Genomic DNA, 19,027 nt, shown 5'->3' on the forward strand with positions numbered 1-19,027 from the left:
AGAAATGTCCGCCCCGCGACACGCCGAGCGGACACACTTTTTGCTACTTAACCCTCAAACCGTCCAGGCAAACTAGTTCGACGCATCCCGCCACTCCCAAAAACCATACTGGCGAATAGGCGACCCACCCCTGACCTAAAAACCAAAACCGGCGCCTTGGAAAAATAAAAACCAAGACGCCGGTTTGTCCACCATGTCGCGACTGATCTGTCAACTATGTCGCGACTGAGGACATTGGTGCGCCCGGAGGGATTCGAACCCCCAACCTTCTGATCCGTAGTCAGATGCTCTATCCGTTGAGCTACGGGCGCATGGCGGAGATGACAGGATTTGAACCTGCGGACCTCGTGAAAGGTCAACTCCTTAGCAGGGAGCCCCAATCGGCCACTCTGGCACATCTCCATAGCCTTGTTACACACTACCCACAACCCGGCGGTCGAACAAAAACTTGGGTAGCGCACCCAGGTGCGGGCACGGCACCTAGACTAACTACCCATGATCCGCCACGACCTTGATGCCATTCCCACTTACGTGCCGGGTAAGACCGACCCGGATGCGTTGAAGCTGTCTTCTAATGAGGTTGCCGGCACTCCACTACCCGCCGCTGCAGAAGCGATGGCCAAGGCAGCAGCAGGTGGCAACCGTTACCCGGACATGGGCGCGGTTTCACTGAAGCGCGCACTCAGCCAGCACTTGGGTGTCGAGCCGGAAAATATCGCCGTTGGCTGCGGTTCTTCCGCACTGTGCCAGCAGTTGGCGCAGGCCACGTCCACCCCGGACAACAACATCATCTTCCCGTGGCGCAGCTTTGAGGCGTACCCGATCTTCTGCCGCATCACCGGCGCCGAGCCACGCCCCGTGCCGCTTATCGACGGCGCGCATGACCTCAAGCGCATGCTTTCGCTTATCGACGAAAAAACGTCCCTGATCTTCCTCTGCTCCCCCAACAATCCAACCGGTGCAGTTCTGTCGACTTCTGAATTCCATGACTTCATGGCCGAAGTTCCAGAGCACGTCACGGTCGCGCTGGATGAGGCTTATTTTGAGTTCAACCGCGACACCACTGCCGTCAATGGCCAGGACGAATGGCGCGACTACCCGAATCTGATCTGCCTGCGCACATTTTCCAAGGCTTATGGCCTGGCTGGCGTCCGTGTCGGTTATGCCTTTGGCAACCCCGAACTGATCACGGCCGTGGACAAGGTGGGCGTTCCGTTCCAGGTCAGCTCCGTCGCACAGGCTGGTGCGATCGCTTCGCTCCAGCATTCCGAAGAGCTCCTCGCACGAGTCGAAGACACCGTCGCTGTCCGCGATGACGTCGCCGATGCTGTCGGCGCGCAGCACTCGCAAGCGAATTTCGTGTGGGTGCCCGATTGTGATTCCGCTGATCTTGCGCAACAGCTGGCAACCCGTGGAATCCTTGTCCGTGCCTTCCCGGAAGGCTTGCGCATCACTGTGACCAACCAGGAAGAAGCTGATGAATTCCTGTCAGCGTGGAATGCGCTTTCCTAAGCAATATTAGCCCCACCAACACCTCTTAAACGCCCTGCTTAAGGGCGTTTTTCTTTGCCTTCATAGCTCCGAAATTCTTATTACGGATTAACAACTTCCAAATAACGTGTCCACAACTTGAACGGTGCAGTCGTTGAAGGGCCAAGACAACCGCACTTAGCGTCGTTGGTGAACGCGGTGCACACCACCGAGGAACGTTCCGCAGCGAGGCTTCGACAGCTCCCGAATGATCGCGGAGGTTTCACCCCGTTCATCTCACACACCATTCACTTCATTCGAGACTGCCGAACGCTTCACCATGCGCGGTCTCGGCCCTACCGAGGAAAGGAAAACCTTTGCCTATGTCCAAACTCAACGCACGCACCTCCATCGCAGCCATCGGCGCATTCGGCGCGCTCGGCGCTGTCGCCATCTCCCCGGCCATCGCGAATGCAGACACCGACGCTCCTGCCACTGAAGTCCTGACCGCTGAGCAGGCCCAGGCAGTGGAGATCAACGAATACGGCTTCTGGAGCGAAGTTGGTGGCGGCGCAGCTAAGGGTGCTGTCACCGGTGCAGCAGGTGGCTGCGTGACCGGCGCCATCGGCGGTGCCGGCGTCGGCTGCGGTCCGGGCGCTGCTGTTGGTGGTGTCGGCGGTGCAGTCACCGGCGCAGTAGGCGGCGCCATCGATTACTTCACCGATGGCGACTAATCAGTACTAACCAGTAGAGCTATTACTCGCTCATGGAAGGCCCGTGATTCCAGCTAAAAGGTACCGTAGCTGGGATTACGCCCCTTCACGGGCAACTACTTCCACCTTTTATCTCCCTACAAACAATCCTTCAAACAAGCCAAAACTTCTAGAATTTCTTTAACCGACACAGACAGATCGGAGAGCAATCATGCACAGCACCCAGTTCACGACCACTCTGTCCATCGACGAAATCAAGAACCGTCTCTCCCCGCTCGATAATTTCAAGATCGAAGAAGAGAGCAAGGACCTGATGAGCGCCAAGGTCGGCAGCCTGTTCAAGTACAAGATGATCGGTGTATTCCTCACCGATGACTACCAGGCACCGATGAATATCGATGTCCAGGAAGGTGCTGATGAGAACAGCCCGACCACGGTGCAGCTTTCCCCGCGCAGCAAGGAAATCGTGGACACGAAGAAGGCTACGGAGTTCTACGATCGTGGCTACGCCGAGATCCGCGAACTGCTCGAGGCATAAACCCCAGGGGATCGATGAGTATGAGTGAAGCAATCCCGTTCCTCAAAGGCGCGAGTGTCGGGCATGGTGACAAAGTGCTTCTTGAGGGCGTGGATTTCAAGCTGCACCCCGGAACGATCACTCGACTTGTTGGCGCCAACGGCGTCGGCAAGACCACGCTGATTGATTCCGCTTTGGGGCTCATCCCGCTCCGCCACGGCACGTGGGCTTATCCGCATAATCCGGGTTCCAAGCAGTACCAGGAGGAAATCGGATACATGCCCAGCACCATCGCTGGGTACCCCAACCTCGTGCTGCAGAACTGGCTCGCACTCATCTCATCGGGTTTCTCACTCCCAACAGAAGAAGTCACTGCCCTGTGGGAAGAGCTCGGTGGCCGCGGACGGCAAAAAGAGCTGATCGCGAACCTGTCATCGGGCAATCGCAAAAAAGCATTGTTTCTTCCTGTGGTGGCGCGGCCGCGACGCATTCTCTTCCTCGACGAACCATTTGAAGAAGTGGATCTCTATGGCCAAGAGGTCATGGCACGGCTGATCAAGGAGCAGGTTGAGGCCGGGGCAGCTGCCCTGATCGTCTCGCACAGGTCGGTCGACCACCTGCTTCCCATCGACACCACGTGGGAGATCAACGACGGCCACCTCCGCGAAGCATCATGAATTTGAATTCACGCACCATCGCGCTTCTTCGGTCAAGCTATTTCCCTGCTGAGACCAGCACCCGAATCGTCCGTCACGCTTTCCGCTTTGCGACGATCGCGGGAATCCTCCTCGTCTCCAGCCACCTCGAACTCATCAGCAATGTCATTGCCTTCACTTTCGCGTGGATAGGTCTGCTCGCTCTTTCCGCTTCAGATTCGCGTGCATTGTCATTGGGCTCCTCCACGATGAATTGGCCCGGCACCCGCGTGGAAAGGGCCATCGCCGGCCTGACTGCCGTTGAACTCCTGGCAATCGCATTGTTCATTGCCTTGAGCATCATCACTCAGGCATCACCTGCGCTCATCGCGTTGACGGCTGGTGTCTTGCTCATTCAAAACCTGATCCTCATTGGCCACGAAACAGCACTGGCCAATGGGCACGATCAGATTGAAAGATTCATCCGTGGCGGTGGGTTCTCGCTCGTCGGCCCCATCATCGTCGCAGCAACAGTCATCCCTCTCCGCGACACTGTTCCAACAGACACGGTCGTTTCATCTGCATCGCTCGTGGCCATCTTCAGTACCGAGCTCGCTTTTGCCCGTCGGCTGGGCACCTTCACACCGGGCTTCTTCATTCCCGGCTACCTCAAGCAGCAGATTCATCGCTTTGCGCTCACGCACTCCATCTTTGCTGGTTTGGGCGCGCTCACCGCGAGCCTTCTCGTCGGGATTCATCCCGGAACAGCCGCGGCCATGGCTCTTTCCATTGTTGCCGGCGCTCTCTTCCTCCACGGGTTCATCTTGTACACCCGTGGTCTCGGGAAGGCCGCGATCATGTTCCTGGCTCTCGTCCTCACTTCTGCCCTAACTGGCATCGCCGCTGCTATCCGTGACGCACCCAGCTTCACCATTCCGCTCATGCTGGTCGCCAGTGCGGTCGTGGCGCTACCTCCAATCATCGCTACTCGACGCCTGTCTGAAGAACGCATTATCCGCAACCGCTAGAACTCCCGCATCTGCACAAGGAGATCATTCGCCACAATGTCCGCTCAGAATTCAGCCCCCTCACCTACACATGACCAGGCACAGAAGAAGAAACGCCGCCACCTCGTTTTAGGAGCAGCACTCGCTGTCGGCGCTGCCGCTGGTGCAGCAGCTGTCTTCCCTTTTGGTTCCCAAGCTGAAGCGTCGACAACACCAGTTGTGACCACGCATATCGATGGTGAGACCGTGAATAAGTGCTCGGTGACCTTCCTTAATGATGACACCGCCATCACCGCTGGCCACTGTGGCCCGGAAGGAGCGGAAGTGCGCGACGGCGATCATGTCGTTGGAAAAATCACCGATAATTACCTCGTCGACGGCAAGGGCGTTGATCTCGCCGTCATCTCCTTGGAGAAGGAGTATGAAACACCGGATGCGGTGAAGGCATGCGTCGATAAGCCTGCGCCCACTACTGCTGTGACTATGGACGGTGCGTTTTCCGGCGAGCAATCTGGCGCGATCGTCTCAGAGCCGGTAAAGAAGGACGCGGAAGCGTTCGGGCAGTCCTACCCGGCCGAATATGTGCTGACCAATAATTCCTCCAAGCCGGGTGATTCCGGCGCACCCGTCTACGCGGAATCTGGCTGCTTGGCTGGAATCCTCAACGGCGGAAACGGTGAATACTCGGCGCTAACCTTTCTACCCGAGGATCTCCACTAGTCGCACCTAATCAGTACGGTGGGTGGTGCCCGAAAATTTGAATAATGATTGAGGAGGAAACTCATGCGTTTCGCAATTGATGTCGTGGCCACCGCCATCGCACTCTGGCTCGTCACCCTTATCGTTCCTGGCGTCGAAGTGATGGGCGGCGCTGTCGCCTTCATCTGGGTTGCGTTGGTGTTCATGTTTGTCAACGCCTTTATCTCCCCAGTGGTGAAGCTGCTTAGCCTTCCGCTGCGGATTCTCACCTTGGGCTTGTTCTCGTTGTTGGTCAATGCCCTGCTGTTCGCTATCGTCGGCTGGATCTCCAACGGTCTTGGCACCGGTCTGGAAATCAGTGGCTTCTGGGCTGCATTTTTCGGCGCGATCGTCATGGCTATTGCCAGCTGGATCGTTGAGGCCATTTTCAAGACCGCTGGTCTCGGCGCAGCCGCTGCCTAACTGCCCCCTTTCCCGTTCCTGGCATTCTCGCTGGGAGCGGGATTTTTCTACTCAATCTGTTTTGTTCAAACGAACTAATATCCAGGTAGTTCTTACGGTTTCCTTAACTCTCCGCTAGTATAAAATTTTCACAACTGCCCCATGCGATGAACTGAGGCTCATTAATGTCATTTTTTAACCGCCGCAAGCCCCGTCTGGCGCGCATGCTCACTGCAGCTGCGATTGCTGCAACCACCATCGGTGCTGGCGCCATGGTCCCGTCCGCTGACGCTGCCCCAAACGGCAACATCGTCACCTTCGGCGACTCGTACACCTCCAACCCGGATGAACTGCGCAACACCCTGAAGAAGGTTCAGATCCCGCAGATCAAGCACTTCGTGTGGGGCACCTACCCCAGCCGTAGCGGCTGCCTGCAGGCGCCGAATAACTGGCCGCGCCAGCTCGGCGCTGTCGCCCGCGCACCCATCGCGGACTACTCCTGCACCGCCGAGTCCTCCCACGTCATCCCCGGCAAGGTCGACCGTGCTATCGCCGCCGGCGACATTCACCGCGGCACCCGTGCCGTTGTCATCGCAGTGGGCATGAACGACTTCGGCCCGTACGGCATCCAGCGCGGTGCTGACCCGCTCAACGAGGGCAAGATGCGCGCCGACTACGTCAACAACATTCGTCGCGCCGTGGCCAAGGCACGCGCTGCAGCCCCGCGCGCAAAAATCCTGATCAGCGGCTCCCTCTCCGTCACCGAGCCGGACCGTCTGAACAGCCTCTGCTTCATCAACGTGGTGCCAAACGCACCGCTGGGCATCCCCTTCCCCACCCTGCACCGCATTGAGAACATCAACCGCGCCAACCAGCGCGCAGCTGCCGCTGCCTCCGGTGCCACCTACGTGGAAATGATGCACCCATCGCGTCACCACAGCACCTGTGCACGTGATTCGCAGCGCTGGGTCGCCGGTGCCATTGACACCAATGCAGAGCACAACATGGGCCTGCACCCCACCCCCGCAGGCTCCCGCTTCATGGCGCAGCAGATCACTCGCCACCTGTAATCTGAAAAGAGCTTTTCAAGAGCTAAAGTCCCCCGGTTCTGGCTAGTTGGGTTAACCAGAACCGGGGGACTTCATCTTGCGGAGACGGGGGGATTTGAACCCCCGGAGGTGTGACCCTCGCTGGTTTTCAAGACCAGTGCATTCGGCCGCTCTGCCACGTCTCCTCGTCGCCTATGCAAGTGCGACTTAATCACCTTACAACACAGCTTCTTGTGTCCCAGTTAATGCCGGAACCGGACCCTTTAAGCCAAGGACGCGACAACCCGGATGAGCTGCTCCACGTCCGCTTCGGTGTTGAAGGGGCCCAAGCCGACGGTGACAGCGCCACCCATTTCCTCAATGCCCATCTCAGTGAGCAGCTGCGTTGCCTGTTCAGGGGCAGTGAACGTGGTCACGATGCCATTGTCGAAGAGACGCTCATACACCGTCTTCGACGGCACGCCCTGCACACCGAAAGTCAGCCGCGGCAGACGATCCTCGCTGGCCTCAGACGCAGCCTCGCCAGTCACGCCAAGAATATGCACCGCCGGCAATGTGCCCAAGAAGGTGTACAAATCATCGCGCAAGCCATCCAGGTACAACGACGTCTCCCCCATCGCCTTGACCAACCGAGCCCGGCGCGTGGAACGTCCACCATCATGTGGCACGAGGTCCGCGAGGTGATCCACCAGCCCTGCAGCACCGCCAGCGAGGCCCGGCGACACATCAAGCTGCAGCTTCGCCGCGCCACTTAAACGCTCATCACCAGTCAGAGCCTCCAAGCGCTTGAACATCGCAGTATCGCGCACCACCAGCGCCGCCATGTGCGGGCCACCCAAAGCACCCAAGTCAAGGCCGACGACATCCGCGCCCCACTCATCAAAATCAATCGCGTGGTATGGCGCATAAGAAGAGGCATCCACGACAACCCAGGCACGCGAACGGTCCCTCCCCCGATCAACGATCTGTGCGACAGAACTCACCGTGCCCAGTTGCGGGTGGGCGACGGGGAGGGAGACGAGGCGGGTTGTGCCGTCGATAAGCTGCTCATATTGCCACGCGGGGACCTCGCCCGTACCCAAATCTGCCTGAGCCGTGCGGACCTTTGCCGGCGCGCGACGCAACGCCGCGGTCAGCGCCGGCGCGTCCAGCGGGCTCAGCACAACCGAAGAATCATGACGGAACAGTGGCGCCATCGCCGTAACCAACGACGCATACAGCACCGGCAAACTCGGGCCCAGCACCACACGCTCGGCCGACGCCCCCACGAGATCCGCGACCGCGTGGCGTGCCGACGCCACAAACGCCTCCCCCTCCGGACGTCCCATTGCCTTCCGCGAGTGCGACCCCGCATTGACCTCGGGCGCCGCTACTGCCGTAGCCAACCGGAAAGAACGCGCCACCGCCGCCGACACGCGCTCCGGCACCTGCGGGCAATCATGCGCATTGAGATAGGTCCACCCATCCGAAAGTGAGGTATAAAGCCCACGCACGCTGGCAACATCGTAAGCCACGACCCGCTCCCTTCCGGACGAAATCAATGTGTGTGGATATTGAACACCACCCACGCCACAAGCAACAAGTATGCCTGCACAACTTGGCCCATGCAGGGCACTAGGGTGGGACAAGTGCAGGACAACGAAAAGCTGCTTGCCGACGTCTCCCGCATGACCTCGGCAGCCAACCACGACACTCCCGCGTCGAAGTCGACCACACTCGGCGCAGCCGGCGCCGACCTCGCCCGTGGCTGGGGCCAATACGAACTGTGGCTCCAGCTCGGCTGGCAAGACATCAAACAGCGCTACCGCCGCTCAACGCTCGGCCCGCTGTGGATCACCATCGCCACCGGCGTGATGTCACTCGCCCTGGGTCTGCTGTACTCGATGCTCTTCCAGATCTCCGTGCGCGAGTTCCTCCCTCACGTCACCGTCGGCTTCATCGTCTGGGGCTTCATCTCCGGATGTATCAAGGACGGCGCGAATGTCTTCATTGAGAACGAAGGCCTGATCAAACAACTCCCCTCGGCTCTATCAGTGCACGTCTACCGGTTAGTGTGGCGCCAACTTCTGTTCTTCGCCCACAACATGGTGATCTGGCTGATCCTCGTGCTGGTGTTCCGGATTCCTCTCGGGTGGAACCTGCTGCTATTCATTCCGGCGCTCGCCCTGATGATCATCAACGGCGTGTGGGTGACCATGCTGTTTGGCATCATCGCCACCCGCTTCCGCGACGTTGCTCCCCTGCTTGAGGCCCTTGTCCAGCTGCTGTTCTACGTCACCCCGATCGTCTGGACCACCAAGACCCTGCGCGAACAAGGCGGCGAAGTCGCCCAGCGCGCACGCATCGCCGAGCTCAACCCGCTCTACCACTACCTCGAGATTGTCCGCGCCCCACTGATCGGCGAACCCGTGGCCACCTACCACTGGCTCATCGTTCTCGCCGGCACCGTCATCGGTCTCTTCCTGGCCATGCTCGCCATGAAATTCTGGCGCTTCCGCGTCCCCTACTGGGTGTAAATCAAGGAGTTCACCATGGTTTCCATTGACACCTACAACGCCTGCGTCGACTTCCCCATCTTCGACGCCAAGTCCCGCTCCCTGAAGAAGGCAGTCATGAGTTCGGCTGGTGGCTCCATCGGCAAGAATGACTCCAACACCGTCGTCGTCGAAGCTCTGAAGGACATCAACCTGCACCTGCGCGAAGGCGACCGCGTCGGCCTGGTCGGCCACAACGGTGCTGGTAAGTCCACGTTGCTTCGTCTTTTGAGCGGCATTTATGAGCCCACCCGCGGTGTTGCCGATGTCCGCGGCCGCGTCGCCCCGGTTTTCGACCTCGGCGTTGGCATGGACCCGGAGATCTCCGGCTACGAGAACATCATTATCCGCGGCCTCTTCTTGGGTCAGACCCGCAAACAGATGCGCGCCAAGATGGACGAGATCGCTGAATTCTCCGAGCTCGGCGACTACCTCTCCATGCCCCTGCGCACCTACTCCACCGGCATGCGCGTCCGCCTGGCCCTTGGTGTTGTGACATCCATTGAGCCCGAGATCCTTCTCCTTGACGAAGGCATCGGCGCCGTCGACGCCGCCTTCATGGCCAAAGCACGCGTCCGCCTCGCTGAACTGGTCAAGCGATCAGGAATTCTAGTATTTGCCAGCCACTCCAACGATTTCTTGGCCCAGGTTTGCAACACCGCCCTGTGGGTGGACAAGGGCCAGATCAGAAAAGCCGGCCTCGTCGACGAAGTCGTCGAAGCCTACGAGGGCCCCGAAGCCGGCGACTACGTCCGCGACCTGCTCGTCCGCTTCAACGAGGAGGACCAAGAAGAGGCTTAAGGGAGGCTCTAGGAGAGAGCCTGCCGATGCTGGTGAACGATTTAACATGAGCGAGCATCAAACCAAAGGAAGAAAACCCCACTACCTGCGGTTATAAAGTTTTGCGCATGTCAAGGTGGTCAAATCGTTCACCGCTTGCTCTCCACTAGCCTTCTCAAGTAGTCCGCGCTCTTTAACAGAGTGCCCGCCGCAACCCGGATGACCACCCATCCCTGTAGCGTGCTTTCCACATTGATTCGCGAATCTCGATCACGCTGGTTTCGCTGAAGATGGTGTTCACCGTCATACATGATCCCGATCTTCAGCTCCGGAACAGCAAGATCAAATACCGTGACAATTTTCCTGTCGACAATCAGGGGCACTTGCTCCGCTAATTCGATTCCCAGCTCGTTACAGATCCTGGCGCACATCAACCGCATTTCAGTCTCCTTTGGAGAGTCAGCTTGCTCACTCGAATCGCCGATCACCTTGTTTAACCACCTTTTCCCGATACGATGCCGTGCCGCTGCCTGGATCTGTTCGATCCTCATTCCTAAATGCCTCCGCACAGCATCGAGAAGTTGAATCGCACGAATCTCAATCGGGCCGAAACCAGGTATTTGTGGCACTGGCCACGCATGCTGTTCTGCGCGGATATCCAAAAGCGCCTCAACTACTGCGTGGGAAGGCTCTGAAATGGCGAGACACTGTTCCTGGAAAAACACGATCCACCCGGCAGTTCGTCTCGCTCTAGTAATCCGCGGCGTGAACTGCGTAGCTTCCACGGCACACCTAACGGGCCCATGGAGCGTGGTGTCGCAGCAATCTGCGAAGAACCGCAGGCCATATGCCGCCAGCGCGCTCAACCCACAGATGGAATGGCGCGGGCGTTCAAGTGCCATGGCCACGGCTCGAGCATCAGCAGGTGCACGGTAGATGATGTCGCGTGGATGACATGCTGATTCTTTAAAAGCCAATTCCTGCGGTCGCATCGCAAGTTCAGCGAGGTAGTGGCCTTGGGATATTTGGGTGCCTATGCCATCGTCGCGAAGCGTATGCATGTGTCGGGTTGCAACGTCCATGTTGTTTCGCAGGGTGATGGTTTTGCGGATGGGGTTGGGGGTTCGGTTGTTCATACCTGGTTAGACTTCCCTCGGCAGCGCTGCGGTTCCTTGCCCAAGGTAAGTAGGCCCGCGTGGCAGAATAGGGCACACGAAAACTACCTCTCAAAGCCCTCGCGACAACGCCGGAGCCCACGGCGACTACGTTCGCGACCTGCTCGTCCGCTTCAAGGAAGAGGACCACGAAGAGGCTTAAGGCCACGGACGTGGTGGCGAATCCCTAATAATCGGAGAGAATCATGATCTATGTCGTTTTTGGCGCAGTGGTCGCGCTGTTCGTCTCCTTATGCATCGTGGCAGTGGGCTGTCTAATCCACGTTTCGATCAAACGAAAAGTGCTATCTCCATACCGCTTTTTAGTCGTGATGGTTTTGCTAGCACCCGTTTTCCTGATCTACGACATACTCAGCGATGAGATGTGTAGCGGCCTTTTCAATTACGCGGTCAGCGGTTACTTAATTACCGCAGTCATCATCAGCTCCCTATGGCGCGCGATCCCCGGCCCCGGACGGGCCGCGTGGCAGAATAGGGCGCATGAAAACCCCCGCTGAGAGCCCTCGCGACAACGCCGGAGCAAAAGCCGCAGCCAACGCAGATGCAACGCTGAATCCGCAGGGTAGGACGGCGGCGGTGATCGTGACGCATAAGCGTGTGGAGCTGCTGCGGTACTCGTTGGAGCAGGTCGTGGGCCAAACGCACCCGGTGGACTGGGTGGTCGTGGTGGATAACGGCTGTGAAGCTGAAGTCCAAGACTTGGTCACTGAACTGGCAGGTGAGAAGGCGGTCTATTTGCCGTCGCGGACGAATCTGGGTGGCGCGGGCGGTTTCGCGTACGGCTTCTTGCACGCTCTCGCCCTGGGCGCGGACGCGATCTGGTGCGCTGACGACGACGGCCGCCCGGCGGACAAAAACGTCCTGGAAACCCTCTACGCAGTCGCCGCACGGGAAGGCCTGGCAGAGGTTTCCCCGGTCGTGTGCAATATCGAGGACCCGAATCAGCTGGCGTTTCCGCTGCGCCAGGGCCTGACGTGGCACCGGCGTCGCGAAGAGTTGGAAGGCGATTTCCTGCCGCAGTACGCGAGCTTGTTCAATGGCGCGTTGATCAGCGCGAAGGCGATGGAGCGCATCGGTGTGCCGGATTACCGCCTGTTCATCCGCGGCGATGAGGTGGAGTACCACCGTCGTTTGGCGCAGTCGGGGTTGAAGTACGGCACGGCGCTGACCACGGCGTATTTGCACCCGGACGGGTCGGCGGAATTCCACCCGATCATGGGCGGCCGCGCGCACGCACAGTGGCCAGACAATGACACGAAACGCTATTTCACGTACCGCAATCGCGGGTACATCATCAATCAGCGCGGGATGCAGAAGATGAAGCTGCAGGAAGTCGTTCGTTTCGGGTGGTTCTTCCTCATTCAGCGTCGCAGCCCGCAGGAATTCAAGGAGTGGCTGAAGCTTCTGCGCATGGGTGCACAGGAGAACTTCCAGCGCCCATAACCACAGCTAGTCGCGGAAAATCAGGACGCGCTGCAGGATGAAGTTGGTGATGGTGGCCACGCCCTGGGCGATGATGAAGGACACGGTGTCCTTCCAGGGATCGACAAGCCCAAGCGCAATCAGCGGGTCGTTGGTCAGCCAGTACAGGATTGTCTGCACGCCGAGAGTGGACAGGTAGAGAATGAACACGGCGAGCGCACGCTTGCCGGTGATTTCCGCTTGGAATGTGAACTTAGAGTTCAGCAGGTAGGCGGCCAGGGTGCCCAGGCACCAGCCGAAGACTTTCGCGGTCACGCGGTCGAATCCGATTGCGTGCGTGAGCAGGTACGTCAGACCGAAATCGAGTACGGCGCAGAAGACACCGACGACGAGGAAACGTACAAGCTGACTTTTGGCGTCCGGGGACGAAGTCGCTTCAACCTTGGAAGACACGCCGGATTACTTTACCCCAAGCAGTGCGCGATAAAGATCAAGCTTATCGACGACCGACCGTCCCCCCGCCCCATATCCGCCCACCGATGCGAGTCGGACCAGGGAACCAGAGCAGAGTTGGTGGATCTCCTCTGCGGAATAGGGCGTGCCGTCATCGCGTGGCCAACCAAGGGCAGCCATGGCGGATTCGGTGACGTCGTCGGTGGTTGGTTCGTCGACAAGGCAGGCCAGGGCGAGCACTGTGCACCAGAATGCGTCGCGTGCTTCGTGGGTTCGTTCCCGGGGCAATGTGTCGAGGATGCGTGCGGTTTCCGGTGCCAGCTCCGTGGGGCGAGCCAGGTCGAGGGCTTGCAGAAGTGGCAGGAAATCCATGGTCTGCGAACGGGTGACCACATCTATGACTTCGGGTCGGACACTGGCCATGACACTTTCAACGGCAGAGGGCCCGAGAAGTTGGGCGTTGATGGCGGCGACATCGAAAGGCTCACCCGCGAAATCACCCGCGCCGGCGACACACAGGGTGCGCGGAGTGGCGGAATCACGCGGGTAGATGTCTAAGAGAGTGAGGGTGAAGCGCCACAAGCCCCAGTGAAAGAAGAGCTCATCGCCAGTTTCGCGCAGATAGTCACCGATGGAATCGGTGACATCAAGTCGACCGGAATCAGCTTCAGCGCGCGTAAACCTGCTGGGAGCTGACCCATCCTGCGGGACAGCAAATGCAATCAGGAGAGCTTGCTGGACCTCCTCGAGAGTGCTGGAGGAGGACAGGCCGAGGTGGCGGAGGATCTCTTCGTCGGCAAGCAATGTGCCGCAACGAATAAGCAACGTGCGCGTCTGGTTGCTGTCTGGTCCGCGAAGGCGGACGCGAGCTGCATCGAGGTCGACGACATGCGCCACTTGCTGGTGGCGGTGCGGTCGATACAACGTGCTCGGCATACACCCCAGCCTAATGAGATTTAGGAAATGTTGACGCGGGCATCAATTTCTGCGTCGGCGAAAAGCAGGGCTCCGGCGATCAGCCCGAGCACGGTGTGCGGGCGCTTCACACCACGTCGGCGCAGCGCATCCGCGAGCTTGTTTTGAACAGCGAGGCTCAAACGCACACCACCGATCAAAAGCGCAATACCAACGACGAGCACCGCCCACGTGCGGGCTGGGCTCGCGGTGTCAGAACTTTGCTCAACTTGGGCAGTGAGGTCATTGCGCGGGTCCTCATCAAACGCATTGAATGCTGCCACCGTGCCAGCAAACGCAGCGGTCAGACCGACCCACGATGCGATCCGTGCGGGTGTGGAACGCGCATAATCCGGCACAGCCGTTAGAGCGACCGCGAATGCCGCCTGAATCAACCGGCCGCCGGTGGTGTTGTCCAGCGCGTTGTAATCAATGCGCTCCTCACCCGTTTGCCCCTGAACTGTCTTCTGCTCCGTCATGGTCGTCATGTTACCGGCGGGAGTAACGGCCGTAAGATGGCAACCATGGCCAATACCGATGATTCTCCACACATTGCCGCCCAGCTCACCAACCTGCCGTTGGATGACTTCATGACTCGTCTGGTGGCTCAAGAACTGCCACTTTTGGATAGCACGAGCCGCTCAATCGTCTACGAGGAACTTCGGGAATACCAGGAGTCCGGCAAACCGACGATCACAGGCCAGGAAGATCTTCCGGAGCGGATCCGCGAGATCATGGATCTGTGATTCTGCTCGCTTCCGCCTAGCTAAAGGCATTTCAGCGACCAGAGGGCCTAGCGGCAGTGACTAGGCTGGCCACCAGTGCCCACAGATGGGCAACCACAATCTATGGGGATGGAAGAGATGGAACTTCACACCACTACGAAATCGCTCTATGGCTGGGGACGCACCGCCCCCACCACCGCGCACGTCCTGTCCACACCGGATGTCGATGTGATCAAGCAGGCCGTCCGCCAGGTCGCTGAAGACAATGCGACCCTCCCGGAAAACCGCCGTCGTGGCGTCATCGCACGTGGCATGGGCCGCTCGTACGGTGACCCTGCGCAAAACGGCGGTGGCCTGGTCATCGATATGCAGGCCCTGAACAAGATCCACGAGATCAACCCTTCTACCGGCATCGTTGATGTGGATGCCGGTGTGACTCTGGACCAGTTGATGAAGGCGGCGCTGCCGTACGGCCTGTGGGTTCCGGTGCTGCCGGGTACCCGCCAGGTCACCATCGGTGGTGCAATCGGGCCGGATATTCACGGCAAGAACCACCACTCCGCAGGCTCCTTCGGCGATCACGTCTTGTCCATGGAGCTGCTCGTCGCTGACGGCCGCGTGCTGCACCTTGAGCCGGAAGGCTCTGCAGATGACCCGGACGGAACGCTGTTCTGGGCAACGGTCGGTGGCATGGGTCTGACTGGCATCATTCTCCGTGCACGCATTCAGATGACGTTCACGGAGACCGCCTACTTCATCTCGGACACGGTGCGTACGAAGACGCTCGACGAGACGATTGAGGAGCACTCTCACGGCCAGGAAGAGGGCTACACCTACTCCTCGGCATGGTTTGATGCGATCTCTGCACCACCGAAGACGGGTCGCTCCACGATCTCCCGCGGCTCGCTGGCCACCTTGGCTCAGCTGGAGGAATACGCACCGAAGTTGGCTAAGGACCCGCTGAAATTCTCTGCCCCACAGCTGATGACGGTGCCAGATATCTTCCCGTCCTGGACCATGAACAAGCTTTCGCTCATGGCTATTGGCGAGGCGTATTACATGATGGGTTCGCCCAGCCAAAACGATATTTTGAACCTGACGCAGTTCTACCAACCGCTGGACATGATCGCGGAGTGGAACCGTGGCTACGGCAAGGCCGGCTTCCTGCAGTACCAGTTCGTGGTGCCCACCGATGCGGTCGAGCCGTTCAAGCAGATCATCTACGACATCCAGTCGTCGGGCCACTACACCGCACTGAATGTGTTCAAGCTGTTCGGTGAAGGCAACCGTGCGCCGCTGTCCTACCCGATGCGTGGTTGGAATGTCTGTGTCGACTTCCCCATCCGCGATGGGCTGCACTCCTTCCTCGACCGTCTTGACGATCAGGTCATGGAATTCGGTGGTCGCCTCTACCTGGCCAAGGAATCCCGCACCTCGGCGGAGAACTTCCACAAGATGTACCCGGAGATGGGCAATTGGCTGAAGGTTCGCCGCGAGATCGACCCGACTGGGGTGTTCGCCTCCGACATGTCCCGCAGGCTCGAGCTGTCCTAAAGCCCCACGGCTTCACGGACAGAACAGACAAAGAGAAAGCAAAGGAAACACAATGCTCAATGCAGTAGGACAGGCACAGAACATCCTTCTTCTCGGCGGCACCAGCGAGATCGGTCTCGCGATTGTCGACGAATTGGTCTCCCGCGGCGGCAAGCCCACCGTCACGCTGGCAGCACGTCAGAACAGCCCGCGTATCGACGCTGCCGTGAAAGAGGTCACCAGCCACGGCGCCGGCGAAGTGCGAGTTGTTGATTTCGACGCCTTTGATACCGCTTCCCACCCAGCCGTGATCGACGAAGCTTTCGCTAACGGTGACGTGGACGTGGCCATCGTCGCCTTTGGCACCCTGGGCGACCAGGAAGAACTGTGGCAGAACCAGGAAGCTGCAGTCGCTTCGGCACAGACCAACTTCACCGCGCCCGTCTCGGTGGGCGTGCTGCTGGGCCAGAAGCTCAAGGAGCAGGGCCACGGCCACATCATCGCGATGAGCTCTGTGGCTGGCATGAAGGTGCGCCGCTCCAATTTCGTCTACGGCGCCACCAAGGCCGGCATGGACGGCTTCTACACCCAGCTCGGCGAAGCGCTGCGTGATTCGGGTGTGAAGGTCACCGTCGTCCGTCCGGGCCAGGTGCGCACAAAGATGACTCAGGGGCTGGATGAGGCGCCGTTGACCGTCGATAAGCAAGAAGTAGCGAAAGCTGCGGTCAACGCCGCGCTTGCTGGCAAGCCGAACGTGTTCGTGCACAAACTCTTCGGCCCGATTTCGCTCGTGCTGCAGCACATTCCGGCGCCGATCATGCGCCGCTTGAGCTTCTAATACCGGCAACTGCCCCGCGCTGTGGGACACTGTCAGTTATGGCAGAGCAACTCACCAAGCAGCGCGAGCGGCAGTCAGAACAGACAATTGCGGAGCGCAGGCGCGTTACCGCGTACGCACCAGACGGCCTAACTACTGGGGCCGCACTGGTGCGTTTTGTATGCGCACTCTTCGGCGGCGCGCTTTTCGCGCTGGCCGCGTGGTACGTACTGCATTCGGTGTCATTGGCTGCGTTCAACGTCTCCATGGTCACTCGCGCGCTGGCGACAGCGTGCTCTTTCCTGGTGATCGTGGCTGTCGCCGTGCTGATATGGCTGTGGTTGCGTGACGGTGATCGTCCGCGACCGCGGTGGCGCGCGTGGCTGACTGAGGTGGTGTGCACTCTTGCCCCGTCTGGTCTTGTGGTCTCCGCGCTGGGGATTCCACTGTCAGCGACCAAGCTGTACCTCGATGGCATCCAGGTGGACCAGGGCTTCCGCACCCAGTTTTTGACGCGGATGGCGGAAACCGCCGCGAACCAGGACATGAACTACATAGACCTGCCGTCGTTCTACCCGCTTGGATGGTTTTGGCTTGGTGGGCGTTTGTCCAACATTCTTGGCATGCCTGGCTGGGAGGTATACCAGCCGTGGGCGATTGTGTCGCTCGCGGCAGCCGGTTCAGCGCTAGTGCCGGTGTGGCGGAAGCTGCTTGGTTCTTTGCCGGCAGCGACAGCGATCGCTGTTGCGACGACGGCGATCTGTTTGACCATGGTGCCGGATGAGCCATATGCCGCGATCGTGGCCATGGGCGTGCCGGCAGCCGCGGTGATGGGTTACCGCGCGATGCACGGCTCGTGGGCGAACACGATCGGACTTGCTGTTTACCTGGGGGTTTCGGCGTGCTTCTACACGCTGTACACCGGCATTCTGGCGATCACGATGGTCATCTTCGCCGTCACTACAGCTGTGGCGGGCACGCGCACAAAGAGTTGGTGGCAGCCACTGCGACAGGTGGCTGTGATCGGTTTCGGTTCCATTGCAATCGCGCTAGTCGTGTGGGGGCCGTACCTGAAGGGGCTGCTCACTAGTCCGGAATCGGTGCGCTCGACGGCGCAGCACTTCCTGCCTTCAGAAGGCACCATCATTCCGCTGCCATTTTTCGCACTGACTGCAGTCGGTGCATTGAGCTTGATCGGTTTGATCTACATTCTGGTGCGTTTCCGTGATCCGGAGATCACCTACTTCGCCCTGGCAGTCACTGTTTGTTACGTGTGGGTTTTCGGTTCCATGGTGATCTCTCTCGCGGGCACGACTCTGCTCGGCTTCCGCGTGGAGGTGCTCATCGCGCTGCTGCTATCTACCGCAGGCATTTTCGCGATCATGGAACTACGCCTGATTGGCATCGACAGCCTGTACCCAGATCGGTTGACAGAAAAGGGCAATCGCGTGGTCACTGCCCTGTTTGTGGTTCTCCTCGGGGCAGGAGCATTGGCGTATGTGCAGCAGATCCCGGATGAAAACGAGAGCTTCATCGACGAGGCCTACACCGGCACCGACGGCAACGGCGAGCGCGCTGACCGCCGCGAATCGGATGTGGGGCGCTATTACATCCAGATAAATGACTTCATCCAATCCCAGGGCTACAACCCGACGGACACCGTGCTGTTCACCGATGAGATCAACTTCATGGCATTCCACCCGTACCACGGGTTCAACGCGTATACGAGCCACTATGCGAATCCGCTCGGCGAGTTCGACGCCCGCAATGACACGATCGCATCGTTGGCCATCGGCTCCTTCAATGAGCTTTCAGATCCGGCTGAGTTCACGCGCGCCGTCGATAAGGTAAATGAGCGCTGGAAGGCCCCCGATGTGTTCTTGCTGCGTGGCAGTGAGACCGCCCCGGAAGAGCCGTGGAAGACGCACATCGCACACGATATTTTCCCCAGCCAGCCGAATGTCCACTACGAGGCGTTGTTCTTCAACCCCAAGGCATTTGATTCCGCTGACTGGACCGTGGAGCAATTCGGCCCATTTGTGGTGGTGACCCGCAATAAGTGACCGGTAGTAAGAAGCAGCCACAGAATGAGCCTGAGCAGAA

Annotated in this window: 20 protein-coding genes and 3 tRNA genes; 15 read left to right on the forward strand and 8 right to left on the reverse strand. The window is 59.3% G+C overall.

Annotated features, from left to right (window positions below):
• Positions 1–235 precede the first annotated feature (235 nt).
• Positions 236–311: transfer RNA gene (locus Q0X21_RS05705), tRNA-Arg, on the reverse strand.
• Between the two features lies 1 nt (position 312).
• Positions 313–402 (reverse strand) — tRNA-Ser (locus Q0X21_RS05710).
• A 93-nt stretch (positions 403–495) separates the two neighbouring features.
• Between Q0X21_RS05710 and Q0X21_RS05715 the strand changes: the two genes are divergently transcribed.
• The 8 genes from Q0X21_RS05715 (at position 496) to Q0X21_RS05750 (ending at position 6,552) form a co-directional block, all read left to right on the forward strand.
• The gene (locus Q0X21_RS05715; RefSeq protein WP_297850860.1) at positions 496–1,512 is read left to right on the forward strand and encodes a histidinol-phosphate transaminase; all 1,017 of its coding nucleotides are present in this window, start codon (positions 496–498) and stop codon (positions 1,510–1,512) included.
• 341 nt (positions 1,513–1,853) lie between these two features.
• Positions 1,854–2,204 carry a hypothetical protein gene (locus Q0X21_RS05720; protein WP_297850861.1) on the forward strand — a complete coding sequence of 117 codons (351 nt, stop codon included), beginning with the start codon at positions 1,854–1,856 and terminating at the stop codon, positions 2,202–2,204.
• A 190-nt stretch (positions 2,205–2,394) separates the two neighbouring features.
• Positions 2,395–2,721 (forward strand): hypothetical protein, encoded by a 327-nt coding sequence (locus Q0X21_RS05725; RefSeq protein WP_297850862.1) that lies wholly within the window; start codon positions 2,395–2,397, stop codon positions 2,719–2,721.
• Between the two features lie 20 nt (positions 2,722–2,741).
• Positions 2,742–3,377 (forward strand): ATP-binding cassette domain-containing protein, encoded by a 636-nt coding sequence (locus Q0X21_RS05730; RefSeq protein ID WP_297850863.1) that lies wholly within the window; start codon positions 2,742–2,744, stop codon positions 3,375–3,377.
• Positions 3,374–4,363 (forward strand): hypothetical protein, encoded by a 990-nt coding sequence (locus tag Q0X21_RS05735; RefSeq protein ID WP_297850864.1) that lies wholly within the window; start codon positions 3,374–3,376, stop codon positions 4,361–4,363. The genes Q0X21_RS05730 and Q0X21_RS05735 overlap by 4 nt, the downstream gene beginning before the upstream one ends.
• A gap of 36 nt (positions 4,364–4,399) precedes the next feature.
• Entirely contained in the window at positions 4,400–5,062 is a 663-nt protein-coding gene (locus Q0X21_RS05740; RefSeq protein ID WP_297850865.1) for a trypsin-like serine protease, read from the forward strand.
• A 63-nt stretch (positions 5,063–5,125) separates the two neighbouring features.
• The gene (locus Q0X21_RS05745; RefSeq protein ID WP_297850866.1) at positions 5,126–5,503 is read left to right on the forward strand and encodes a phage holin family protein; all 378 of its coding nucleotides are present in this window, start codon (positions 5,126–5,128) and stop codon (positions 5,501–5,503) included.
• A gap of 164 nt (positions 5,504–5,667) precedes the next feature.
• Complete coding sequence (locus Q0X21_RS05750; RefSeq protein ID WP_297850867.1) at positions 5,668–6,552, forward strand: GDSL-type esterase/lipase family protein; 885 nt, start codon at positions 5,668–5,670, stop codon at positions 6,550–6,552.
• Between the two features lie 79 nt (positions 6,553–6,631).
• Here Q0X21_RS05750 and Q0X21_RS05755 read toward each other — a convergent pair.
• Together Q0X21_RS05755 and Q0X21_RS05760 are read right to left on the reverse strand one after the other, a co-directional pair.
• Positions 6,632–6,716 (reverse strand) — tRNA-Ser (locus Q0X21_RS05755).
• Between the two features lie 78 nt (positions 6,717–6,794).
• The gene (locus tag Q0X21_RS05760) at positions 6,795–8,045 is read right to left on the reverse strand and encodes an aminotransferase class V-fold PLP-dependent enzyme (protein ID WP_297850868.1); all 1,251 of its coding nucleotides are present in this window, start codon (positions 8,043–8,045) and stop codon (positions 6,795–6,797) included.
• Positions 8,046–8,135: 90 nt separating this feature from the next.
• Here Q0X21_RS05760 and Q0X21_RS05765 point away from each other — a divergent pair, with 90 nt between their 5' ends.
• Together Q0X21_RS05765 and Q0X21_RS05770 are read left to right on the forward strand one after the other, a co-directional pair.
• Positions 8,136–9,047, forward strand: coding sequence for an ABC transporter permease (locus Q0X21_RS05765; RefSeq protein ID WP_297850869.1), 912 nt, complete (start codon positions 8,136–8,138; stop codon positions 9,045–9,047).
• A gap of 15 nt (positions 9,048–9,062) precedes the next feature.
• Positions 9,063–9,866: an ABC transporter ATP-binding protein gene (locus tag Q0X21_RS05770; RefSeq protein ID WP_297850870.1), complete on the forward strand. Its 804-nt coding sequence runs from the start codon at positions 9,063–9,065 to the stop codon at positions 9,864–9,866.
• Between the two features lie 128 nt (positions 9,867–9,994).
• Here Q0X21_RS05770 and Q0X21_RS05775 read toward each other — a convergent pair whose 3' ends face one another.
• Entirely contained in the window at positions 9,995–10,981 is a 987-nt protein-coding gene (locus Q0X21_RS05775) for a hypothetical protein (RefSeq protein WP_297850871.1), read from the reverse strand.
• Positions 10,982–11,500: 519 nt separating this feature from the next.
• On the opposite strand from Q0X21_RS05775, the gene Q0X21_RS05780 reads away from it, so the two are divergent.
• Positions 11,501–12,463, forward strand: a complete 963-nt coding sequence (locus Q0X21_RS05780; RefSeq protein WP_297850872.1) for a glycosyltransferase — start codon at positions 11,501–11,503, stop codon at positions 12,461–12,463.
• Between the two features lie 6 nt (positions 12,464–12,469).
• Here the strand turns inward: Q0X21_RS05780 and Q0X21_RS05785 are convergent, their stop codons facing one another.
• From Q0X21_RS05785 to Q0X21_RS05795, 3 genes are read right to left on the reverse strand one after another with little or no spacing between them, the layout of a single operon-like run.
• Positions 12,470–12,895 carry a GtrA family protein gene (locus Q0X21_RS05785; protein ID WP_297850873.1) on the reverse strand — a complete coding sequence of 142 codons (426 nt, stop codon included), beginning with the start codon at positions 12,893–12,895 and terminating at the stop codon, positions 12,470–12,472.
• A 6-nt stretch (positions 12,896–12,901) separates the two neighbouring features.
• Positions 12,902–13,831, reverse strand: a complete 930-nt coding sequence (locus Q0X21_RS05790; RefSeq protein ID WP_297850875.1) for a hypothetical protein — start codon at positions 13,829–13,831, stop codon at positions 12,902–12,904.
• 20 nt (positions 13,832–13,851) lie between these two features.
• Positions 13,852–14,328: a hypothetical protein gene (locus Q0X21_RS05795; protein WP_297850876.1), complete on the reverse strand. Its 477-nt coding sequence runs from the start codon at positions 14,326–14,328 to the stop codon at positions 13,852–13,854.
• A 45-nt stretch (positions 14,329–14,373) separates the two neighbouring features.
• On the opposite strand from Q0X21_RS05795, the gene Q0X21_RS05800 reads away from it, so the two are divergent.
• From Q0X21_RS05800 to Q0X21_RS05815, 4 genes are all read left to right on the forward strand, one after another.
• Positions 14,374–14,595 carry a hypothetical protein gene (locus Q0X21_RS05800; protein ID WP_297850877.1) on the forward strand — a complete coding sequence of 74 codons (222 nt, stop codon included), beginning with the start codon at positions 14,374–14,376 and terminating at the stop codon, positions 14,593–14,595.
• 117 nt (positions 14,596–14,712) lie between these two features.
• Entirely contained in the window at positions 14,713–16,128 is a 1,416-nt protein-coding gene (locus Q0X21_RS05805) for an FAD-binding oxidoreductase (RefSeq protein WP_297850878.1), read from the forward strand.
• A gap of 52 nt (positions 16,129–16,180) precedes the next feature.
• Positions 16,181–16,945, forward strand: a complete 765-nt coding sequence (locus tag Q0X21_RS05810; RefSeq protein WP_297850880.1) for a decaprenylphospho-beta-D-erythro-pentofuranosid-2-ulose 2-reductase — start codon at positions 16,181–16,183, stop codon at positions 16,943–16,945.
• A 38-nt stretch (positions 16,946–16,983) separates the two neighbouring features.
• Positions 16,984–18,987, forward strand: coding sequence for a galactan 5-O-arabinofuranosyltransferase (locus tag Q0X21_RS05815; protein ID WP_297850881.1), 2,004 nt, complete (start codon positions 16,984–16,986; stop codon positions 18,985–18,987).
• The last annotated feature ends 40 nt before the right edge of the window (positions 18,988–19,027 follow it).

Origin of the sequence: uncultured Corynebacterium sp., from assembly GCF_947253065.1 — a bacterium.
Classification (GTDB): Bacteria; Actinomycetota; Actinomycetes; order Mycobacteriales; family Mycobacteriaceae; genus Corynebacterium.